The 21,510-nt window shown below is 56.2% G+C and carries 16 protein-coding genes; 11 read left to right on the forward strand and 5 right to left on the reverse strand.

Annotated features, from left to right (window positions below; genetic code table 11):
• Nucleotides 1-649: 649 nt before the first annotated feature.
• From ACFCTO_RS06225 to ACFCTO_RS06235, 3 genes are all read right to left on the reverse strand, one after another.
• On the reverse strand, nucleotides 650-1,990 hold the full coding sequence (locus tag ACFCTO_RS06225) for an S-layer homology domain-containing protein (RefSeq protein ID WP_499876576.1): 1,341 nt from the start codon (nucleotides 1,988-1,990) through the stop codon (nucleotides 650-652).
• 129 nt (nucleotides 1,991-2,119) lie between these two features.
• Entirely contained in the window at nucleotides 2,120-2,842 is a 723-nt protein-coding gene (locus ACFCTO_RS06230) for an NAD-dependent protein deacylase (RefSeq protein ID WP_302485921.1), read from the reverse strand.
• A 14-nt stretch (nucleotides 2,843-2,856) separates the two neighbouring features.
• Complete coding sequence (locus ACFCTO_RS06235; RefSeq protein ID WP_292261759.1) at nucleotides 2,857-3,348, reverse strand: HD domain-containing protein; 492 nt, start codon at nucleotides 3,346-3,348, stop codon at nucleotides 2,857-2,859.
• Between the two features lie 173 nt (nucleotides 3,349-3,521).
• On the opposite strand from ACFCTO_RS06235, the gene ACFCTO_RS06240 reads away from it, so the two are divergent.
• The 3 genes from ACFCTO_RS06240 to sstT all read left to right on the forward strand — a co-directional run bounded on the left by ACFCTO_RS06240 (nucleotide 3,522) and on the right by sstT (nucleotide 9,647).
• On the forward strand, nucleotides 3,522-4,928 hold the full coding sequence (locus ACFCTO_RS06240) for an alanine/glycine:cation symporter family protein (RefSeq protein WP_499876577.1): 1,407 nt from the start codon (nucleotides 3,522-3,524) through the stop codon (nucleotides 4,926-4,928).
• Between the two features lie 322 nt (nucleotides 4,929-5,250).
• Nucleotides 5,251-8,046 carry an isoleucine--tRNA ligase gene (gene ileS, locus ACFCTO_RS06245; RefSeq protein ID WP_499876578.1) on the forward strand — a complete coding sequence of 932 codons (2,796 nt, stop codon included), beginning with the start codon at nucleotides 5,251-5,253 and terminating at the stop codon, nucleotides 8,044-8,046.
• Nucleotides 8,047-8,399: 353 nt separating this feature from the next.
• Nucleotides 8,400-9,647 carry a serine/threonine transporter SstT gene (gene sstT / locus ACFCTO_RS06250; protein ID WP_499876579.1) on the forward strand — a complete coding sequence of 416 codons (1,248 nt, stop codon included), beginning with the start codon at nucleotides 8,400-8,402 and terminating at the stop codon, nucleotides 9,645-9,647.
• Between the two features lie 598 nt (nucleotides 9,648-10,245).
• Here sstT and ACFCTO_RS06255 read toward each other — a convergent pair.
• Both ACFCTO_RS06255 and ACFCTO_RS06260 read right to left on the reverse strand, forming a co-directional pair.
• Nucleotides 10,246-10,455 carry a DUF1858 domain-containing protein gene (locus ACFCTO_RS06255; RefSeq protein WP_292105457.1) on the reverse strand — a complete coding sequence of 70 codons (210 nt, stop codon included), beginning with the start codon at nucleotides 10,453-10,455 and terminating at the stop codon, nucleotides 10,246-10,248.
• 82 nt (nucleotides 10,456-10,537) lie between these two features.
• Nucleotides 10,538-11,857 (reverse strand): purple acid phosphatase family protein, encoded by a 1,320-nt coding sequence (locus ACFCTO_RS06260; protein WP_481325242.1) that lies wholly within the window; start codon nucleotides 11,855-11,857, stop codon nucleotides 10,538-10,540.
• A 415-nt stretch (nucleotides 11,858-12,272) separates the two neighbouring features.
• On the opposite strand from ACFCTO_RS06260, the gene trpS reads away from it, so the two are divergent.
• The 8 genes from trpS (at nucleotide 12,273) to ACFCTO_RS06300 (ending at nucleotide 21,499) form a co-directional block, all read left to right on the forward strand.
• On the forward strand, nucleotides 12,273-13,259 hold the full coding sequence (gene trpS / locus ACFCTO_RS06265) for a tryptophan--tRNA ligase (RefSeq protein WP_292300260.1): 987 nt from the start codon (nucleotides 12,273-12,275) through the stop codon (nucleotides 13,257-13,259).
• Nucleotides 13,260-13,496: 237 nt separating this feature from the next.
• Nucleotides 13,497-14,717: an aspartate aminotransferase family protein gene (locus tag ACFCTO_RS06270; protein ID WP_020311001.1), complete on the forward strand. Its 1,221-nt coding sequence runs from the start codon at nucleotides 13,497-13,499 to the stop codon at nucleotides 14,715-14,717.
• 85 nt (nucleotides 14,718-14,802) lie between these two features.
• Nucleotides 14,803-15,396 (forward strand): cytidylate kinase-like family protein, encoded by a 594-nt coding sequence (locus tag ACFCTO_RS06275; protein WP_020311002.1) that lies wholly within the window; start codon nucleotides 14,803-14,805, stop codon nucleotides 15,394-15,396.
• A gap of 13 nt (nucleotides 15,397-15,409) precedes the next feature.
• A complete protein-coding gene (locus ACFCTO_RS06280) occupies nucleotides 15,410-17,992 on the forward strand; it encodes an amino acid permease (RefSeq protein ID WP_499876580.1) in 2,583 nt (860 codons plus the stop codon).
• A gap of 308 nt (nucleotides 17,993-18,300) precedes the next feature.
• Nucleotides 18,301-18,702 (forward strand): hypothetical protein, encoded by a 402-nt coding sequence (locus tag ACFCTO_RS06285; protein ID WP_020311004.1) that lies wholly within the window; start codon nucleotides 18,301-18,303, stop codon nucleotides 18,700-18,702.
• 14 nt (nucleotides 18,703-18,716) lie between these two features.
• Entirely contained in the window at nucleotides 18,717-20,027 is a 1,311-nt protein-coding gene (locus ACFCTO_RS06290) for an NfeD family protein (protein ID WP_302420389.1), read from the forward strand.
• A gap of 14 nt (nucleotides 20,028-20,041) precedes the next feature.
• On the forward strand, nucleotides 20,042-21,091 hold the full coding sequence (gene floA / locus ACFCTO_RS06295) for a flotillin-like protein FloA (protein WP_298675995.1): 1,050 nt from the start codon (nucleotides 20,042-20,044) through the stop codon (nucleotides 21,089-21,091).
• Between the two features lie 9 nt (nucleotides 21,092-21,100).
• Nucleotides 21,101-21,499, forward strand: a complete 399-nt coding sequence (locus ACFCTO_RS06300; RefSeq protein ID WP_299721590.1) for a hypothetical protein — start codon at nucleotides 21,101-21,103, stop codon at nucleotides 21,497-21,499.
• Nucleotides 21,500-21,510 lie beyond the last annotated feature (11 nt).

The raw sequence follows: 21,510 nt of genomic DNA on the forward strand, positions 1-21,510 counted from the left end.
AACTTAAAACTCAAAAAGAGGCTGTCTTAATGCGACAGCTCCTTTTTTCATGTAATATTTCCTATGCCGACTACGCCATCGCCATGGTCGACGAAATCGAAAAAGGCCATCACATCAATCAGCGCATCGGCGTCGTCGGGGCCTAAGTTTTCCTGGATCTCCTAAAAAAGAAGCGGCCCACCTTGCCGTAACCACTGTATCGCAGTGGCTGCGGCAACATGAGCCGATAGAAGTCATCTTCAACGTTTTTATCGAGGAAGACCGGATAATATATGAACGAGAACTAGTGGAAAAAGGGGAAGAGTAGATTGTACGGTAGGGGTCGCCGCGTGGGCGACCCGCTTGGCCTTTGGAGACGCTCTCCCCGAGTTGGAAAATCGCTTATATTCTGGGGCGGGCTTGCCACGTGCAAGCCCCTACGAATCGAACAGCGGACAGCGGGCCGCCTTACCAGGCGGCCGATGCCAACCTCTACCGAAGAACCTCTCAGACCGCCGTTGGCGGCCAGCTCCCCTATGAAGGGGAGCCTTTGGGCGCTCCTGCGCCTGATTTCCAGAGTCTATTGCGGCGTCCGAGCAAACAGGTCCCTACGGCGCGGCCATAAGGCCGCAAAAACGAACCACGAATCACTAGCCACGAGCCACGAACATTAAAACAGCATCTGGAAGTGGATGCGGGTCATTTCGTGGGGGTCCGGGCTGCCGGTCTTGGCCTGGCTGGCGAAGGACTGCATGACGCTGAATTTCAGGTTCTTGGCGACGATGTAGTCAGCGCCGATGCCCCAGCTGCGCTGGTTGTCCATGTCGCTGGAGAAGCGCCATGTAAAGGGGTTGCCGCCCATGAAGGAGCCGTCGTCGAGGTCGAGGTATTCCAGCCAGGCATCCCAGCTGCCGGGCGTGTGGAAGTCGGCTTTGCCGTACTGGAGGGTGCCCATCCAGGCGTCGCCGTAGTCTTGGCCGTCGACGTTTTTGACACCTGCGTTGAAGCCGATGTGTTCGTAGTTGGCCAGGGCGCTCCATTTGCCGTAGTTGCCGCGGACGAAGTAGCCGGCTACGTATTTAGCGAAGAATTCCGGTGCCAGGTCGTTGGTCTTATGCAGGCGGTTGTAGTAGAACCCGGCTTCGGAACGGGCGGCCTTGCCGCCGCCGAAGAAGGCGTCGATTTCACCGTAACCCGTTTCCAGGCCGGACGTGCTGAAGGCGTTGGAATAGGCCTGGGATGCGTGGATAGTGTCGACGCCGGGTTTCTTGCCGTCTTTGAATTTGCCGTAGCCTGTGGTGATGGCCAGCTTGTCGTTGTGATAGCGCAGTTCGGCGCCGTCGAGGGCATCGAAGTACTGTAGGCCGTAGGCGTCGCGGCCGATGCGGTAGACGTCATTGCGGCCGACGCTGAGTTCCCAGTTCTTGCTGCCGAAGTTGTAGTCCACTTTGGCCAAATCGACATAGGGATTGTTGCTTTCATCAGACGCTGCGCCGTTGCTGGCGAAGGGGCGGAAGCCCGTGCTGACGCCGGCCGTGACCTTGGTGCGGTCGTTGACCTGGCCCTGGGCGCGGATGCGGAAGCGCGTATCCCAGGAATTGTCGTCTTTCTTGTTGCCGTTCTGGTAGCGGTAGCGGACAAAGGCGTCGCCGAAGACGCGCGTGTTGCCGACGCGGTTTTCCAGGTTGGTCACGCGGACGCCGAGGCTGTTCAGTTCGTCGGCGTATTCATCGGCCAGCTTGTTGATCAGGGCCCGCTGTTCGACGGAAGCCTTGTCCATATGGGCCATGGCTTTGGCGACCATTTCAGCCGCTTCGTAGCGGGTGATGTTGCGGTTTCCCTGGAAATACTGACCATCGACGCCCTGGATGATGCCGGCGTCGGCCAGTTCGACGACGGACTGGTAAGCCCAGCTGTCCGACGGGACGTCGACAAAGGGATTGGCGGCGAAAGCCGACAGGGAAGTGACAGCCAAGGCGGCTGCCAGGGTACAGACTACTTGTTTCTTCACGAATAAAAGACCTTCTTTCTTCTCATTCTTTTCGCGTATACAGAAAAGTGCATAAAATTATACATTGCCTCTAGTATACTACGATGTGTTATGACTGTGTGTCAAATGAGAAGAAAGTTTACCTTTTCTTTATAATTTTACGTGACTGAAGACTTCGCCAATCGGGTCGTGGAGGACCAGGTCGGCGGCGCTGTCCATGTCGGTGCTCGACTTGTTGATGAGGACCAGTTTATGGCCGCGGTAGTAACGGACCAGGCCGGCAGCGGGGTAGACGACGAGGCTCGTGCCGCCGATGATGAGCATGTCGGCGTGGCTGATGTAGTACAGGGACTGTTCGATGACATCGTTGTCCAGGCCTTCTTCATAGAGGACGACGTCGGGCTTGATGGTGCCGCCGCAGGCGTCGCATTTGGGGATGCCTGTGGAATTCTTCATGTATTCGGCGTCGAAGAATTTGTTGCAGTGCATGCAGAAGTTGCGGTGGACGCTGCCGTGCAGTTCCAGGACATTCTTACTGCCCGCTTTCTGGTGCAGGCCGTCGATGTTCTGGGTGACGATGGCTTTCAATTTGCCGGCCTTTTCCAGTTCGGCCAGCTTGATGTGGGCCATGTTGGGCTGGGCGTCGAGGGCCAGCATCTTGTCGCGGTAGAAGCGGTAGAATTCTTCCGTGTGGTCCATGAAGAAGGAGTGGCTGAGGATCGTTTCGGGCGGGTATTTATAGTGCTGGTTGTACAGGCCGTCGGTGCTGCGGAAATCGGGAATGCCGCTTTCCGTCGATACGCCGGCGCCGCCGAAGAAGACGATGTTATCCGAATTTTTTACCATGTCGACGAATTTTTCAATATTTGTCATCGTAATTACCCCTTTCATACATTATATGTGTCTTTCAATAACTGCAGGCCCGACGGGGTGCGGAACACCTTGTCGCGGAAGGTGGCAATGGCTTCCGGTTTCAGCTGGTCTTCATAGGCGTTGACCAGGAAATCGGCTTCCAGGAGTATCTGGTAGTCCAGGCCGTCGACACCGTCGTAGGTGTGATGGTGAGCGATGAGGAAGCAGACCCGGTCGATGAGCTTTTCATCGGCACCGAGTTCTTCCAGGATGGCCCTGGCCGGGGCGGGGCCTTCGATTTCCTGGTATTTGCCCGACGAGGAACCGTATTTTTCTTCGGCTGCGTGGATGCCGATGTCGTGTAGGACGGCAGCCGTGCGCAGGATGTCCTGCTGGTCGACCGGCAGTCCTTCCAGGCGGCCGATGGTGTCGGCATAGGCGTAGACCTTGAGGAAATGGTGGATGCGCCGGGCATCGCCGTGGTCGAAGGCGATGGCCTTCTGTATTACTTGTTCAATAGCTGTCATGTAAATCCCTGCCTTTCTGTTTCATTATACTACAGGGCCGGGAAGATAGGAACGGCCTGATACAAACCATCCATAGCCTATTGACAGATTATCACATCATACCGTATCCTTTTTATAGGACTTTTTTTTAATTTTTATTTATATTTTTATTTTTATGGTAAGGATGTGATTCTATGATTATGGCTGTCCTGAACTACCTCGATGATGTCCTTTATTATCCTATCTTAATGGTCATCCTCATTGCAGCCGGCCTTATTTTTTCCTGGAAGACGCGCTGTGTCCAGCTGCGCCTGTTCCCGGAAAGTATCCGCGTCGTCATGGAAAAACCGACGGAAGCCGGGAAAGTATCGTCTTTCCAGGCCCTCATGGTTTCGACGGCGTCCCGTGTCGGTACGGGCAATATCATCGGCGTCTCGACGGCAATCTGCCTGGGCGGTCCCGGTGCCGTTTTCTGGATGTGGATTCTGGCCCTCATCGGTGGGGCTACGGCCTTCATCGAAAGTACGCTGGCCCAGATTTACAAGCGCCGCAATCCCCTGGGCCACAGCTACGGCGGCCCGGCCTATTACATTGAAACGGCCATGCACAAGCGCTGGCTCGGCGTCCTCTTCGCCTTTTCCCTGATTTTGACCTATGCCGGCGGCTTCAACCTGCTCTGCTCGTTCAACATGCAGTCGACGTTCCTGGTCTACAGCTTCTATGACCCGACGACGACGCCGTGGATCATCGGTGCCGTCTTTGCGGCCCTCGTCGCTTACTGTCTCGTCGGCGGCGGCCAGCGCATCATCAAGGTCACGTCCATCCTGGTCCCGGTCATGGGCGGCATCTATATCCTGGCAGCGCTCATCGTCATCGTCTTCCACATTACCAGCCTGCCTCAGGTCTTCGCCATGATCTTTGCCGATGCCTTTGACTTCCAGTCCATCCTCGGCGGCGTGTCCGGCTCCTGCATGATCTACGGCATCAAGCGCGGCCTCTATTCCAATGAAGCCGGTATCGGTTCGGCCCCGAATGCGGCAGCTGCGGCTGACGTCAGCCATCCGGTCAAACAGGGCCTGGTCCAGATGCTGTCGGTCTTCATCGATACCCTCCTGGTCTGCAGTGCCACGGCTTTCATGGGCCTCTTCTCGGGCGTGCCCATTACCAAGGAAGTAGCCGGTGCGGCTTATGTCCAGAACGCAGCGACGGCCGTCTTCGGCGGCTTCGGACCCCTCCTGATTACGGTCTGCATGCTGCTCTTCGGTTTTTCCACGCTCATCGGCAACTTGTTCTATGTCGACAACTGCATCCGCTTCATCCACAAGGGCGCGCCGTCCCACGGTTTCGTCAATATTTTCCGCATCGTCTGTGTCCTCGTCGTTTTCGTCGGCGCCGGCATGTCCATGGCCGCTGTCTGGGATATCGCCGATATCCTCATGGCCGTCATGTGCTTCATCAACATCCCGGCCTGCTTCATCCTGGGCAACACGGCCGTCAAAGCCATGCGGGACTATCAGCAGCAGAAGAAGGAAGGCAGGAACCCTGTCTTCAAGGCGGCTTCCATCGGTATTGATGAAAGTACGGTCCAGTATTGGAAGTAAGCCTCTTGACAAATGGGGGAGAAGCCTTTACAATACGTCTATGTACAAGTAATTGTCATAAAAAATGAAAAGCGATGAACAAGACGGCCAGTGTCGTCACTGCCTTTTCAGCGAACCGGGGATAGTGTGAGCCCGGAAAAGGCCGTATGCTGGCGGATCACTTGGGAGCTGCAGCTGCGAACCAGCTGCCGGGTCGCGTCGTTATTGCGCGTCAAAGTGGCTGCTCCGGCAGTCAATAGGGTGGTACCACGGTGATTACGTCTTCGTCCCTTTTGGGGACGGAGACGTTATTTTTTTTCACAGATTCAGAGGAGGAAACACAATGGATTACGGTAAGACTTTACATCTGCCTCAGACCGATTTCCCCATGCGCGGCAACTTGCCGAAACGGGAACCGGACTTTTTGAAATTCTGGCAGGACAACAAGATTTATGAAAAACGCTTGAAGAAACGGGACGGTGCGCCCAAGTTCATTCTTCACGACGGTCCTCCGTATGCCAATGGCAAGATCCACATCGGCCATGCATTGAATAAAGTATTAAAAGACATTATCCTCAAATATAAGACCCAGCAGGGCTGCTACACGAAATACGTTCCCGGCTGGGATACGCACGGCCTGCCTATCGAACACGCCGTCATCAAAGATACGGGCCTCAACCGCCACGAAATGGCCCCCCTCGACTTGCGTGCCAAATGCCGTGACTACGCCCTGGCCCGCGTGGAAGAACAGAAGAAAGACTTCATCCGCCTCGGCGTCCTCGGTGACTGGGACCATCCGTACCTGACGCTGCGCAAGCCCGTCGAAGTCGCTCAGATCGGCGTCTTCGGGGAAATGGCCAAGAAAGGCTACATCTACAAAGGCCTGAAGACCGTTTACTGGTGCCCGCACTGCGAAACGGCCCTGGCTGAAGCTGAAATCGAATACAAGGATGATAAATCCTTCTCCATTTACGTCAAATTCAAGTCCGTCGACCTCAACTGCCATATGCCGAAAGGTGCCGATCCGGACAAGGTCTTCGCCCTCATCTGGACGACGACGCCGTGGACCATTCCCTGCAACGTCGCCATCAGTGCCAACGAAAACTTTGAATACGTCTGGGTCCGCATTGGCGACGAATACCTGCTCATGGCCAAAGACCTGGTCGAACCGACCATGAAAGCCGGCAAAGTCGACGACTACGAAGTCCTGCCCGACGTCATGACGGGCAAACAGCTCGAAGGCCTGGTCTTCAAGCATCCCTTCTATGACCGTAAAGTCCCCATCATCCTCGGCGACCACGTCACTCTCGAAGCTGGTACCGGCCTCGTCCATACCGCTCCGGACCATGGCCAGGACGACTTTGATGTCTGCAAGAAATATGCTTCCTGGAGCCTCAAGCCGCTGGGCACAGTCGACGGCACGGGCCGTTACACCGACAAGGTTCCCGGCTTTGAAGGCCAGTTCGTCTTCGATACGAACGTACCGGTCATCAAGAAACTGGCTGAACTGGGCGCCCTCTTTGCCAAGAGCACGTTCCGCCATCAGTATCCGCACTGCTGGCGCTGCAAGGAACCGATCATCTACCGCGCTACGGAACAGTGGTTCGCTTCGGTCGACGGCTTCCGCCAGAAAGCCCTCGATGCCATCGACACGGTCAAATGGATTCCGTCCTGGGGCCATGACCGCATTTACAATATGATCCACGACCGCGGTGACTGGTGCATTTCCCGTCAGCGTGTCTGGGGCGTGCCGATTCCTATCTTCTACTGCGAAGACTGCGGCGAACACATCATCAATGATGAAACCATCGCTCATTTACAGAATATGTTCGCCAAAGAAGGCTCCGATACGTGGTGGATGCACGACGTCAAGGAACTCATGCCGGAAGGCTATAAATGCCCGCACTGCGGCGGCACGCACTTCCGCAAGGAAACGGATATCATGGACGTCTGGTTCGACAGCGGCTGCACCCATCAGGGCGTACTGAAAAATGACCCGGACCTCGATTATCCCTGCGAAATGTACCTGGAAGGCTCGGACCAGCATCGCGGCTGGTTCAACAGCTCCCTGCTCACGTCGGTTGCCGTCAACGGCTATGCTCCGTACAAATCGGTCCTGACCCACGGCTTCACGGTCGATGGCGAAGGCCGCAAGATGAGTAAATCCGTCGGCAACACCGTCGCTCCCCAGGAAGTCATCGAAAAATACGGCGCTGACGTCCTGCGCCTGTGGGTATCGTCGGCTGACTACCAGGGGGATATCCGCTTGTCGCCGAAGATCCTGAAACAGCTCTCCGACGTCTACCGCAAGATCCGCAACACCTTCCGTTACCTCCTGGGCAACCTGGCCGACTTCGATCCGGCTAAGGATACGATTGCTTACCAGGACATGACGGACCTCGATAAATGGGCTCTCCTGCGTCTGGAACAGGTCTTTGAAGAAGTCACCGATGCTTATGAAAACTACCAGTTCCACGTCATGTACCACGCTATCCACAACTTCTGCACCGTCGATTTGAGCGCCATGTACCTGGATGTCATCAAAGACCGCCTGTACACGGAAAAGGCTGATTCCCATATCCGCCGCAGCGCCCAGTCGGCTATGTACATCATCCTCGATACGCTGGTCAAGATCGTCGCACCGGTCCTGTCCTTCACGGCCGAAGAAGTATGGCAGAACATGCCCGCTGTCGAAGGCAAGGAAGAAAGTGTCCTGCTCACCGATTGGCCCAAGGCTCACAAAGAATATCTCGACGCTGACCTCGATGCCCGCTGGGCTCAGTTCCTGTCGTACCGCCGCGATTTGACGCGTGTCCTCGAAGGCGCCCGTAAGGAACACAAGATCGGCCATGCCCTGGACGCAGCCGTCACCATCTATGCCGATGGCGAAGACTACGATTTCCTCAGCCAGTGGCAGGATCAGCTGGCCACGCTGCTCATCGTCAGCGAAGCCAAACTGGTCAAAGGCGAAGCCCCGGCTGAAGCCGTTGCCGGTGAAGACCACGGCGACATGAAAGTCGTCGTTGCTCCGTCGACAGCTGAAAAATGCGAACGCTGCTGGATCCACAGCGACACTGTCGGCTCGGATCCGAACCATCCGACCCTCTGCGCCCGCTGCGCTGCCGTATTAAGTGAATAAAAGTTTGATATATGAAAAAAGGGACTGTCGCACGTGCGACAGCCCCTTTTTTTAGCAGTCAGCGGCTAGCAGTCAGCAGCTAGCGGATGGTTTTAAATTTAGCGCTATCCACTAAAAACTACAAATGCTGAGAAATCAACCTCTCAGACCGCCTTTGGCGGCCAGCTCTCCTATGAGGAGAGCCTTTCGTCAAACATCATACATCAAAGGCAAAGAAAACCTGCGTGATAACAAAAAGCTTTACATGAGATTTCTTTTTTTTATTGAAAATTTACGGCTTTTGCTTTATAATAAACAAGTGTATTCATACATTATACATTTGTAACATGGAATTAGGGTAGGAGGTTTTATTTATGCATAGTTTATGGAATGCATTGAACCGCATCAGCCTGATCAAGCAGATCATCATCGGCTTGGTCATCGGTATCGCCGTGGCTATGGCTTTTCCTGCAGCAGGGAAAGAACTGGCCTTGCTCGGCGTCATCTTCGTCGGGGCCTTGAAGGGCATCGCCCCGGTATTGGTCTTCGTCCTGGTCGCCGCTGCACTGGGCCGCAAACAGGAAGACCATGAATCGAACATCAAAGATGTCATCATCCTGTATCTCATCGGTACTTTTTTAGCGGCTTTCTTTGCCGTCATGATCAGTTTCGTCTTCCCCCTGACGCTGCAGCTCGACGTATCGGCTGCCGGCAATAAGGCACCGGAAGGCATTGCCGAAGTCTTGACGACGCTCCTCAAGAACATCGTCGACAACCCGGTTCACGCCCTGATGACGGGCAACTACATCGGTATCCTCGGCTGGGCCTGCCTGTTCGGCGTTGCCGTCCGCCGCGTCTCCGAATCGTCGAAAGCCGTCCTCGATGACTGTGCCGACGCTGTCACGACCTGCGTCCAGTGGATCATCCGCCTGGCTCCGCTCGGCATCATGGGCCTCGTCGCCGACTCCGTTTCGTCCAACGGCATCGGTGCCCTCATCGGTTATGCTAAATTGCTCTGTCTCCTCTTAGGGACGATGCTGCTCTTCGCTTTCGTCATCAACCCGATCATCGTCTACGCCAAGATCCGCCGCAATCCGTACCCGCTGGTATGGAAATGCGTCAAGACGTCTGGCGTCACGGCCTTCTTTACGCGCAGCTCGGCCGCGAATATCCCGGTCAACCTGTCCCTGGCCAAGGAACTCGGCGTCAATCCCGATACGTATACCGTCACCATTCCGCTCGGTGCGACCATCAATATGTCCGGCGCAGCCATTACCATTTCCATCATGACCCTGGCTGCCGTCCACACCCTGGGCATTTCCGTCGACTTCCCGACGGCCCTCTTGCTCAGCGTCCTTTCGGCCATCGGTGCCTGTGGTGCTTCCGGCGTTGCCGGCGGCTCGCTGCTGCTGATCCCCATGGCCTGCAGCCTCTTCGGTATCTCCAATGATATTGCCATGCAGGTCGTCGGCGTCGGCTTCATCATCGGCGTCCTCCAGGACTCGACCGAAACGGCCCTCAACTCGTCGACAGACATCCTCTTCACGGCAGCTGCCGACTTTGCTCAGCGCGGCTATCCGGAACACCTGGGTGGCGGCCACGAAGTCAGCCATCAAGGGTAGGAACGCCCCTTGGGCGTTCCGCAGGCCGCAGTTCGCAGTTTGCGGTCCGCGTGTAGGGCGCCACGGATTATGACGAATAACGCAGGCCGCCGTTCGCATGTAGGGGCGCCACGTGGGGCGCCCGCCACGAATTATAATGAATAACGCAGTCCGCCGGCCGCAAAAGGGCCCTCGCATGATGGTATTCGTCATCATGCGAGGGCCCTTTTTCTTGGTCAAAAGCAACCTCTCAGACCGCCTTCGGCGGCCAGCTCCCCTATAAGGGGAGCCGTTAGCCACTAGCCACTAGCCACTAAAAAGGGCCTGTCGCATGAAGGTTTCTGCCATCGTGCGAGGGTCTTTTTTGGTCGAAAGCAACCTCTCAGACCGCCTTCGGCGGCCAGCTCCCTTATAAGGGGAGCCGCTAGCCCCTAGCCACGAGCCACGAGCCATTAAAAAAGGGCCTGTCGCACGAAGGCTTCTACCATCATGCGAGGGTCTTTTTTGGTTAAAAGCAACCTCTCAGACCGCCTTCGGCGGCCAGCTCCCCTATGAGGGGAGCCGCTAGCCACGAGCCACTAAAAAAGCGTTGTCCGTCAGGACAACGCTTTTTTCTACCTTATTTTCCGCTAGCAGCGATGCAGTCATTGAGGTCAGCAATGAGGGCGTCGACGTCGATGCCGTGGGCACCAGCGCCCTGGCCGATGGTTTCAAAGTGAGCAGCCATGCAGCCAATGCAGCCGAGGCCGTACTGCTGGAAGATTTCAATGATCTGCGGATATTTCTGAACGGCTTCAATGATACCCGTGTCTTTTGTAATCTGTGCCATTATTTTTATTCCTCCTTGTCAATTCGTATCCGTACCGTTTTGAAGGAACTTCCGGATTGCATCTATTATATCATACTTTTTTTCATTTGTGCGAGGAAATACTTTTTTCCTCCAAGAGTTGGCCGTCGGGCAGGAAGCTGCGGAAGGTCAGGCTGTCGTCCGTCGCTTCCAGGGTCATGTAATTGTCCGTTTCCGGCTGGGGTGCGACGTATTCGTCGAGGCTGTGCTGTTTCCACAGGCCCGGATACTGGACGTTGCCGGCGACGCCGGTGATGAGGTACAGCGGGCCCGATTCATCGCGCTGGAAGTTCCTGATATGGCCCCGGTCGCGGTAGGTGTGGAGATGGGCCGAGAGGACGGCATCGACGCCGTACTGGTCGAAGAGGGGCATCCACAGCCGGCCTTCGGGCGAGAAGCCTTCTTCCCGGGGCTGGGGCCGGTTGGCGAAGCCGTACTGGAGCGGGTCCTTGTGCATGAGGACGATTTTCCATTTCTTCGTCGTCTTGGCCATGTCTTCCTTGAACCAGGCCACTTCGTCTTCGTCGAGGCTGGGCTCGAAATCAGCCAGTTCCTGGGACTGCGTGTTGAGGACGACGAAGTGGACGTCACCGTAGTCGAAGGAGTAGAACTGGTTCTGGTATTTTTCCCTGTCGATACGAGGCAGGGCGAAGAGGTGCAGGTAGGCTTCGGGCATGCGGACTTTCCAGTCCTTGTCATACGTTTCGTGGTTGCCCAGGAGGGGGACGACGGGGATGCGGGCGATCATGTCGCCGACGACGTCGAACCAGGCGTTCCACTGGTAATGGTCCTGGCCGTTATCGACGAGGTCGCCCATGTTGATGAAGAACTGGGCGTCCTGGTTGCGCTGCCAGGCAGGCTGGGCTGTGGCGGCCCAGACGCTGTAGTCGCTGGACTGGGAGTCCGGGAAGATGAGGGCCTTGAAGTCATGGCCCTGGGCCGTATGGAAGGACTGCCAGCTGCTGCGCTTGTCGCCGGCACCGACGCGGTATTCATAGGCCGTACCCGGTTTTAGATCGGTGACGGCCGCCGTGTGGATGTACGTCGTCACGCCATCGTCGCTGAAGGCGTCACTGGAAGCGGGAAGCTGCATGAGGGAATCGTCGTCGCCGGCTTGGCGGTATTCGACGACAGGATTCTCTTCGGCGTAGTCCGACTGCCACATGAAGGTCCGCGACGTCGTGCTGTCGGCTGTGATGACCTGGCGGATGTTCGAGGCATCGACGGCATCCGTCGACAGGTAGTGGGCCGCTGCGGCTTTGGTGGCCTTGACGCCCTGTCTGGCGACGGTCTTCGTACCCGGCAGCCAGGTATAGGCACTGACGGCGGCGATGACGGCAGCGGCCAGGGAAAAGGCGATGATTTTTTTATATTTGGCTTTCATAGAATTCCTCCTGTTTTTTTGGGATATAAGTCATTATAAGATATGGAGTCAACTCCAAGTCAAGCAAAAAAGAAAAACTTGACAAGGCCTTCGCTTCGATATAAGATAGATGCATCAAAAGTGATAGAGAACGTCCATGAACGGGAGCAAGTACCGTCATGATACCCTTGACAGCGAGCCGGTGGCAGTGGAAGTCCGGCGAAGAGGCCATGAGCGGGAATGGGCCCGGGAGATGCAGGCTGAACGCGAGTAGGTCCTGCCGGAACTTTCACCGTTACCAGGAAAGAATGCATCTACGTGTGCATATGAGCCGGGCAGTTTTGCCAACCAGGGTGGTACCGCGGAAATGACTTTCCTTTCGTCCCTAATGTGAGGGATGGAAGGATTTTTTTATTGAACTAGGGAGGAATCCATCATGTCTATTATTTTTTCTGGCATTCAGCCGAGCGGCAATTTGACTTTAGGCAACTATTTAGGCGCACTGCGCAATTTCTCGAAGATCCAGGACGGCAACGAATGTTATTACTGCGTCGTCAACCAGCATGCCATCACGGTCCCTCAGGATCCGCAGCTTTTGCATGAACGTACGCGGAAACTGGCTGCCATCTACCTGGCTTCCGGTCTGGATCCGGAAAAATCGACGCTCTTCGTCCAGTCGGAAGTCCCGGAACACGCACTCCTGGGCTGGATGATGATTACCTTGTCCTATGTCGGCGAATTGGAACGCATGACCCAGTATAAGGACAAGGCTTCCAAACGGGGCGATTCCATCCCGGCCGGCCTGTTGACCTATCCGCCCCTCATGGCTGCGGACATTCTCTTGTACCAGACCAACTTCGTCCCCGTCGGCGACGACCAGAAGCAGCACATGGAAATCACCCGCAACCTGGCCCAGCGCTTCAACCGCCTCTACGGCGAAGTCTTCACCATTCCCGATATCTACCTCGGCCAGGACGGCACGCGCGTCATGAGTCTCCAGGAACCGACCAAGAAGATGAGTAAATCCGACGACAACACGACGGCGACGATTTACCTCCTGGACGAACCGAAAGCCATTGAAAAGAAAATCAAGCGGGCCCAGACGGACAGTGAAAACTCCGTCCATTACGATAAGGAAAACAAGCCGGGCATTTCCAACCTCATTGAAATCTTCTCGGCCTTGACCGACCAGACCCACGAACAGGTCGAAGCGGCCTACGCCGGCAAGGGCTACGGCGCCTTCAAGAAAGACGTGGCCGATGCCATCATTTCGACGCTGGAACCGATCCAGCAGCGTTACCGCCAGCTCGTCGGCGACCCCGAACTGGACGCCATCCTCGACAAGGGCGCTGCCAAGGCACACGCCAAGGCCAGCGTCACTTACGAAAAAGCCGCCAAGGCCATGGGCTTGTTCCGCAAGTAAAACGATTCCACTTAATTTTGAAAGTGTAGCGGATTTCAACTTTATAAAAATAAAAGCAAATAACATATTGACAAAGAAAGTGTAAAGTATTACACTATATTCAACAAAGAAAATAACGGAGACAAGGGGCAAGGGAGCCTGATGGAACATCAGCTTTCCTTGCCTCTGTTTTTATGTGGGGAATTCTTTGTTAGTTATCATTTCTTTATAAAATCATCAGTTTAGGGGGAGTTACGAATGAGATTACGCGATGTAGGATTGACCAAAGAAGAAATCAAAGCCAAAGTAGACAAGTACATGATCGAAACGTACGAACGCTTCGACATGATCGCTGAACGCGGCAAGGGCATGTACGTCTACGATGAAAACGGCACGCCGTACCTCGATTTCTACGCTGGTATCGCCGTCAACAGTGCCGGCAGCTGTAACGATAAAGTCGTCCTGGCCGTCATCGACCAGTGCATGGACATCATGCAGACCTTCAACTATCCGTACACGGTCCCGCAGGCCCTGCTGGCTGAAAAGATTTGCACGACCATCGGCATGGACAAGATTTTCTTCCAGAACTCCGGTGCAGAAGCCAACGAAGCCATGATCAAGATGGCCCGTAAATACGGCGTCGAACACTTTGGTCCCAACAAATACGAAATCATTACGGCAAAAGAATCCTTCCACGGCCGTACCTTTGGTTCCATGAGTGCTACGGGCCAGCCGGACAATGCCTGCCAGATCGGTTTCGGCGCCATGACACCGGGCTTCAAATATGCTGAATTCAACAATTTGAAAGCCTTTGAAGACGCCATCACGGAAAACACCATCGGCATCATGGTCGAACCGGTACAGGGCGAAGGCGGTGTCCATCCGGCAACGAAAGAATTCCTCACAGGCCTGCGCAAACTGTGCGATGAAAAAGGCCTGCTCCTCCTCCTGGACGAAGTACAGAGCGGCTGGTGCCGCACCGGTGCTGTCATGTCCTACATGAACTACGGCATCAAACCGGATATCGTTTCCATGGCAAAAGCCCTTGGCGGCGGCATGCCGATTGCAGCCATCTGCGCCCGCGAAGACGTTTCCAAAGCCTTCACCATGGGTTCCCACGGCAGTACCTTCGGCGGCCATCCGGTCTGCTGCGCCGCTGCTTTGGCCGAAGTCAACGAACTGTTGGACAAAGACCTGGCCGGCAATGCCAAGAAGATGGGGGCATACTTCCTGGAACAGGCCCGCGAAAAACTGCCGCATCTGAAGGAAGCCCGCGGTCAGGGCTGCTTCCTGGGGCTTGAATTCGACGACAAGATCAACAGCGTCGACTTGAAGCATAAATGCTTCGACAAACACATGCTGTCGACAGCTATCGGCGAACACGTCCTGCGCCTGGTACCGCCGCTGATCCTCCAGAAGGAACACGTCGACAAGGCCATTGCCATCATCAAGGAATCGGTCGAAGAATTGGCAAAATAAGTACACGTAACTGAGGGGTATGAGAAGGTGTCTGCCAGAATTGAGGGGTTGGCAGGCACCTTTTCTTAAAAAAGGGGGAAACGAAATGAAACATTTCGTCATCACTGTGGGATGTGAATTCGGCAGCGGCGGACCGGAAATCGGCAAGATGCTGGCCAAGTCGCTGGGAATCGAATACTACGACCGGGATCTCGTAGATAAAGTCGTGGAAAAAATCGGCGTAGAAAAACATCTCGTAGAAGAAGCAGATAATAAGAATTTCGTTCCGTACGGCATCGAAACGTCGTTGGGGACGCGCTATGCGAATCTGTCGAATAAAGTCATTTACACGCAGTTCGATGTCATCCGCAAGATGGCCAAAACATCGTGCGTCATCATCGGCCGGTGCAGCGACTACATCCTGAAGGGGCAGGATGATGTCGTCAACGTCTTCGTCTATGCACCGACGGAAGTACGCATCAAGACCATCATGGAAAAGATGAATTTATCCGAACGCCATGCGGCAGAAGTCATCCGGGATTATGACAATGCCCTCCATCGCCGGTATAAATACATCACCGGCACTTATCGCGGCGACCGTCACAACCGCCACCTGCTGGTCGACAGCAGCGTCCTGGGCTGGGAAAAGACGGCGAAATTCATCAAATCCTTCGTCGAAATGTGTTTTGAAGAGACTTGAGGGGGTATGAAAGATGGCTACAAAAAAGTCTGATTTTGATAAAGTCCTGAGTGCCTGGGACGTCCTGGTCATCGCCTTTGGCGCTATGATCGGCTGGGGCTGGGTCGTATCGACAGGCGACTGGATCATGGAAGGCGGTGTCCTCGGCGCTATGCTGGGATTTGCTATCGGCGGCATCATGGTCTTCTTCGTCGGCCTGACCTATGCGGAACTGACGTCGGCCATGCCGCAGTGCGGTGGCGAACACGTCTTCAGTTATAAGGCCATGGGGCCCATTGGTTCCTTTATTTGTACGTGGATGATCGTCCTCGGCTATGTCAGCGTCGTCTGCTTTGAAGCCTGCGCACTGCCGACGATCGTCGCTTATATTTATCCTGATTTCCTGACGGGTTATATGTATACCGTTGCCGGCTTCGACATTTACGCTTCCTGGCTGGCCGTAGCTATTCTGGTTTCTGTCTTCATTACGGCCATCAATATCGTCGGGACCAAGACGGCGGCCATCTTGCAGACCATCCTGACGGTCATCATCGGCGGCGTCGGTATCCTGCTCATCGCCGCATCGGCCCTGACCGGTACGACGGCCAACCTGGAAGGTCAGCTGTTCATGGGGGCTACGACGACGGATATGCTCAAAGGGACTTTGGCCGTTGCCGTCATGACGCCGTTCTATTTCATCGGCTTCGATGTCATTCCTCAGGCAGCGGAAGAAATTTCCGTATCCTTGCAGAAAATCGGCCGTATCCTGATTTTGTCCATTGTTCTGGCCGTTCTCTTCTATGCCCTCATTATCTGCGGTGTCGGCTATGTCATGAATAATTCGGAAATCGCCGTCGCCATGAAAGGCGTCGGCGGCCTGGTTACGGCCGATGCTATGGCTGTCGCCTTTGGCAGCTCCATCATGGCCAAGGTCCTCATCATCGGCGGTCTCTGCGGTATCATCACCAGTTGGAACTCCTTCCTCATCGGCGGCAGCCGCGCCATGTATTCCATGGCTGAATCGTACATGATTCCACATGTCTTTGCGAAATTGCACGACAAATATAAGACGCCGATCAACGCGCTCCTGCTCATCGGCCTCTTGTCCATCATCGCGCCGTTCTTCGGCAAGAAGATGCTGGTCTGGGTCGTCGATGCCGGCAACTTCGGCTGCTGCGTCGCTTACTGTATGGTCGCCATTTCCTTCGTTATCCTGCGCAAAAAGGCTCCGGAAATGGCCCGTCCCTACAAGGTCAGCCATTATAAACTGGTCGGCGCCATGGCCATCCTCATGTCGGGCTTCATGGTCGTCATGTACATGATCCCCGGCTCCGGCGCTACTCTGGTTCCCCAGGAATGGGGCATGGTCCTGGGCTGGTCCGTCCTGGGCGTCCTCTTCGGGTTCTATTGCAAGGCTAAATACGGCAGCAAATTCGCTACCCATATCGACGTCGCTGTCGATAATGAAGCTGTCGAAGAAGCGGGCGACCTGGCTTTCGGTCAGGCCATGGCTGCAGCCCTGCACGACGTCGAATCCGATGCGCCTGTCACTTATGTATCGCAGCCGCTGAGCTTCTCCTTCTCTATGCCTGTGTCCGTCGTCTTCGGCGCCGGCAAGCGCCATATGGCCGGGGAACTCTTCAAGGCCTATGGGGCCAAGGCCCTGGTCGTCACCGATGCCGCTACCAATGGGCGGGACATCGTCAATGAAGTCGAAAAGAGCCTGAAAGAGGCTGGCATTTCCGTAGCCCGCTTTGCTCATATTACGGGGAAATCCCTGGATATTACGGCTGATTCGGCAGTCGACGAAATCAAGAAGAACGGCAGCGACTTCATCGTCGCCATCGGCGGCAATACCGTCATGGAAGGGGCCAAGCTGATTGCCAGTGCCGCTGCCCGCACCATGGGCAGGGCCATGATGCCCTTGAATTTCGTACCGACGACGTATCACGCCGGCGCCTGCTTCGATGCATCCCTGCCTGATGGCAGCTATGACGAAGCCCTGCTGGCCAAGGTCGTCCTCGTCGATCCGGACTGCATGACCGGCATGAGCCAGAAAGACCGGGCCGTCTCCGGCTTTGCCGCCCTGTGCGAATGTATCCGGGCCTATACGGCGCCCGATGCCCAGCCGCTGACTGATGCCATGGCCCTCTATGCCATCGACATCCTGAATGACAGGCTCGTCGGCGTCTGTGGGGAAAATGCCGACAAAGGGGCTTGGGAAAAAGTCGTCCTAGCCGGCGTCATCGGCAGCATGGTCAGTGCCGAAACGGGCTGCCAGGTCGCCAAAGACCTGAAACAGGCCGTCGCCAAGACGTCCTTTGCAGCCGATGAAGTCCTCCTGGCCGCCATCGTGCCCGTCGTCGTCGACGCCAAGGCCGGTAAGGATCCCTTCCTCTATGGCAAACTGGCCCGCACCATGGGCGGTTTCACGTCCGATGACTGCGCTGCCCGCCTCTGCTACCTGGCCAAGGCCCTGCACCTCGACCTGCGCATTGCCGACATGGGCGTCCATGAAGACGACATCGCCAACCTGGCCGAAGCCTACATGGGCGAAGAAGCGGCCGAAGCCGTCCGGGAAAAAGCCGCTGCCATGGAAGCCGCATTTGATTCGTGAAAATAGTTTGATGTTTGATGTATGATGTTTGACGAAAGGCTCTCCTCATAGGAGAGCTGGCCGCCAAAGGCGGTCTGAGAGGTTGATTTCTCAGCATTTGTAGTTTTTAGTGGATGGCTAAAAATTTAAAACCATCCGCTAACAGCTAACAGCTAGCCGCTGACTGCTAAAAAAGGCGCTGTCTTCATGGGACAGCGCCTTTTTTCACATATACAAAAGATTTTCTTTTTGCCAGCAGGAGTTTGACAATTCTGTGTAGAATATCTTAAGATAAACTAGTTATATAGAGTTGCTTGGAGGTAGTCAATATGACACTCAGTTTATTTTGGTCGCGTTATACGCTGGAACTTCGGGAACAGCATCTGCGCGATGTCGATGAACTTTATCATTATCTCATTGCCCGGGAACGATGGAACTGGTTCCTGGCCAAGATTCCGGAACAGGCCCAGATCCAGATACTCCGCGGCCACAACCATGGCGAAGATTCCTGGACGTGCCGCAAGTGGCTCGACCACATGCTGGACTGGATCAAGGAGAACAAGCCGCCTGCCGTCTATGATGCCGTCATCGACAAGATTCATATGATTGAAGACAAGCCGATTGAAGAACTAGAAAAACAGGCTGCCCGCAACATTTCGCCGGAAGAGTTGGAAAAACTCCAGCGTGCCGGTTATTTTCAATGTATCGAGGCGCCGAACAAAAGTGAATGAAAGCAGGTGAGGGAATGACCTTTCTATTACGCATGATAACAGCTGCTGTCTTATTCTTTTCTCTGGCAGCTGCCGCACCGGCTGCTGTCGTGCAGGCCGATTCCGTCCGCGTCCTGCCTATTTCCGGTGACATCGACGGCAGCCAGGCCGCCTTTATCCAGCGCGGCCTGCGCCAGGCCGCCGAAGAAGGCGATACGGCCGTCGTCATTACCATCAATACCCTGGGCGGCCGCGTCGACAGCGCCTTGAAGATCCGCGACATGCTCATGGCATCCGACGTGCCGACTATTGCCTATGTCACGTCGCGGGCCTGGTCGGCCGGGGCCCTCATCGCCCTGTCGTGCCGCCACATCATCATGGCGCCGGGCAGCAGCATCGGCGCTGCCGAACCGATTCCCAATACGGAGAAGAACATTGCCGCCCTGAAAGCCGAGTTCAGCGCGACGGCGGCCCAGAATGGCCATAATCCCGGTGTCGCCGAAGCCATGGTCGACAAGTCCCAGGGGTATCCCGACTATGCCGAACCGGGGAAGATACTGGCCTTATCCGACGGCCAGGCCCGGGAACTCAACGTGTCCGACGGCTCGGCCGATACGTTGTCCGAAGCCCTGACCCTGTACAGCCTGGGCGATGCCCGCCTGACCTATGTCGACAAGGACTGGCGCGATGACGCCGTCGGCATCTTGCAGAATCCCTATGTCCGCACGGTCTTCGTCGCCCTGATCATCGCCGCCTTGCTGGCAGAAATCAAGATGGCCGGCATCGGCGCCGGTATCGCTACGGCCTTCGTCTTCGGCGGCCTGCTGCTCCTGTCGGGCAACGAGTCCCTGGCCGACGGCCTGAAAATCGTCGCCGCCTTCCTGGTCAGTCTGCTCTGCATCGGCCTGGAACTGGCGTCGCCTGGCGTCGGCATCTTTGGCCTGGCCGGCGTCGTCCTCTTGTTCGGCAGCCTGTTCTTCATGCTGGGAGCCACGTATGAGGCCGTCTACATCCTGGCCGGCGGGACGGTCCTGGCCATCATATTGTTCTATATCGTCGGCAAGCATTTGCCCAAGAGCCGGCTTTTTGAAAAATTGACCCTCAAGAACCGTTCGACGAAAGAAAAGGGATATACGGCCCAGGCCGATTACAGCAAATATCTCTATGAACGGGGCAAGACCATTACCATTCTGCGTCCGTCCGGGACGATCCGCATCGGCAAAGAGCGCGTCGATGCCACGGCCAACGGCACGTTCATCGGCCGCGACGTCATCGTCCGCGTGGTCAAAGTCGAAGGCAGCCGCGTCGTCGTCGAACCGGAACCGGAACGCCATCCCAAACCCTGAGAAGGAGGTATCTTATGTCTATCGTATCCTTTTTGGCAGTGCCTGTCATCATCATCGTGGCCGCTGTCATCATCGTATCCCTGTTCCTGCACTTCGTGCCCATCGGTTTGTGGATTTCGGCCATGGCCGCCGGCGTATCCGTCGGCATCGTCAACCTCATCGGCATGCGCCTGCGCCGGGTCATCCCGTCGAAGATCATCCTGCCCCTGGTCAAGGCCAACAAGGCCGGCCTCGATGTCAACGTCAACCAGCTGGAAGCCCATTACCTGGCCGGCGGCGACGTCGACCGCGTCGTCGATGCCCTCATTGCCGCCCATCGGGCGACGATGTCCCTGACCTTTGAACGGGCCTGCGCCATCGACCTGGCCGGCCGCGACGTCCTGGAAGCCGTCCAGATGAGCGTCAATCCCAAGGTCATCGAAACGCCGTTCATCTCGGCTGTCGCCCAGAACGGCATCGAACTGAAAGTCCGGGCCCGGGTCACGGTCCGCGCCAACATCGACCGCCTCGTCGGCGGTGCCGGTGAAGCGACGGTCATCGCCCGCGTCGGCGAAGGCATCGTCACCAGTGTCGGCTCGGCACGGGACCATTCGCAGGTCCTGGAAAACCCTGATGAAATCAGTAAGACCGTCCTCAGCAAGGGCCTCGACGCCGGGACGGCCTTTGAAATCTTGTCCATCGATATTGCCGACGTCGACGTAGGCCGCAACATCGGCGCCCGCCTGCAGACGGACCAGGCCGAAGCGGATAAGCAGATCGCCCAGGCCAAGGCCGAAGAACGGCGGGCCATGGCTGTGGCCAAAGAGCAGGAAATGCAGGCCTATACCCAGGAAATGCAGGCCAAAGTCGTCGAAGCCCAGGCCGAAGTCCCGTTGGCCCTGGCCCAGGCCCTGCGCGAAGGCAAGTTAGGCGTCATGGACTATTATAATATGAAGAACATCATGGCCGACACGGACATGCGCGCCGCTGTTGCTCAGGCCGGCGTCCCCAAGACCCAGTCGGTCCCGACGGGGCAGGACAGTCACCACGACGACCGCGGTCCGGCAGGCCATAGTGAAAAGTAGGTGAGCCTTATGGATATGTTATGGCTTATCGTGGCCTTCGCCTTGATGGCGATCCTGCCGGACCTGCTGCGGCGGCGCCGCCGCTATCCCAGGCGGAAAGGGCCGATTCCCGTGCCGCCGCGGCGTAAACCCGCACCGGCCAAGGCGCCGGCTCCGGCTGAAACCGGGGAAGATGCGGCTGGAAACGAAATTTCCGCACAGGAAACGACAGCCCCGGCGCAGCCGCCCATCGTGCCGGCCGCCATGCCGCCCCGTCCGGCTATAGCCCCCGTATCGGTGCCGCACCGCGTCCGGCCCGCGGCCTGGAGCCAGCTGACGCCGCAGGCGCGGGAGCTCTACGCCGGCTTCGTCTGGTCGGAGATATGGCAGGAACCGCTGGCTTACCGCCGGCGATTAATTAAAAAATAGAGAGGATTTAT

The sequence above is a fragment of the Megasphaera indica genome (genome assembly GCF_046614755.1).
In the GTDB taxonomy this organism is placed as follows: Bacteria; Bacillota; Negativicutes; order Veillonellales; family Megasphaeraceae; genus Megasphaera; species Megasphaera intestinihominis.

Coding starts and splice junctions, on each gene's coding strand:
- ACFCTO_RS06285 (WP_020311004.1), top strand. CDS start 18,301: ATGACACTCAGTTTATTTTGGTCGCGTTATACGCTGGAACTTCGGGAA.
- ACFCTO_RS06275 (WP_020311002.1), top strand. CDS start 14,803: ATGAAACATTTCGTCATCACTGTGGGATGTGAATTCGGCAGCGGCGGA.
- ileS (WP_499876578.1), top strand. CDS start 5,251: ATGGATTACGGTAAGACTTTACATCTGCCTCAGACCGATTTCCCCATG.
- ACFCTO_RS06270 (WP_020311001.1), top strand. CDS start 13,497: ATGAGATTACGCGATGTAGGATTGACCAAAGAAGAAATCAAAGCCAAA.
- ACFCTO_RS06235 (WP_292261759.1), bottom strand. CDS start 3,348: ATGACAGCTATTGAACAAGTAATACAGAAGGCCATCGCCTTCGACCAC.
- trpS (WP_292300260.1), top strand. CDS start 12,273: ATGTCTATTATTTTTTCTGGCATTCAGCCGAGCGGCAATTTGACTTTA.
- floA (WP_298675995.1), top strand. CDS start 20,042: ATGTCTATCGTATCCTTTTTGGCAGTGCCTGTCATCATCATCGTGGCC.
- ACFCTO_RS06280 (WP_499876580.1), top strand. CDS start 15,410: ATGGCTACAAAAAAGTCTGATTTTGATAAAGTCCTGAGTGCCTGGGAC.
- ACFCTO_RS06300 (WP_299721590.1), top strand. CDS start 21,101: ATGGATATGTTATGGCTTATCGTGGCCTTCGCCTTGATGGCGATCCTG.
- ACFCTO_RS06255 (WP_292105457.1), bottom strand. CDS start 10,455: ATGGCACAGATTACAAAAGACACGGGTATCATTGAAGCCGTTCAGAAA.
- ACFCTO_RS06240 (WP_499876577.1), top strand. CDS start 3,522: ATGATTATGGCTGTCCTGAACTACCTCGATGATGTCCTTTATTATCCT.
- ACFCTO_RS06290 (WP_302420389.1), top strand. CDS start 18,717: ATGACCTTTCTATTACGCATGATAACAGCTGCTGTCTTATTCTTTTCT.
- ACFCTO_RS06260 (WP_481325242.1), bottom strand. CDS start 11,857: ATGAAAGCCAAATATAAAAAAATCATCGCCTTTTCCCTGGCCGCTGCC.
- ACFCTO_RS06230 (WP_302485921.1), bottom strand. CDS start 2,842: ATGACAAATATTGAAAAATTCGTCGACATGGTAAAAAATTCGGATAAC.
- sstT (WP_499876579.1), top strand. CDS start 8,400: ATGCATAGTTTATGGAATGCATTGAACCGCATCAGCCTGATCAAGCAG.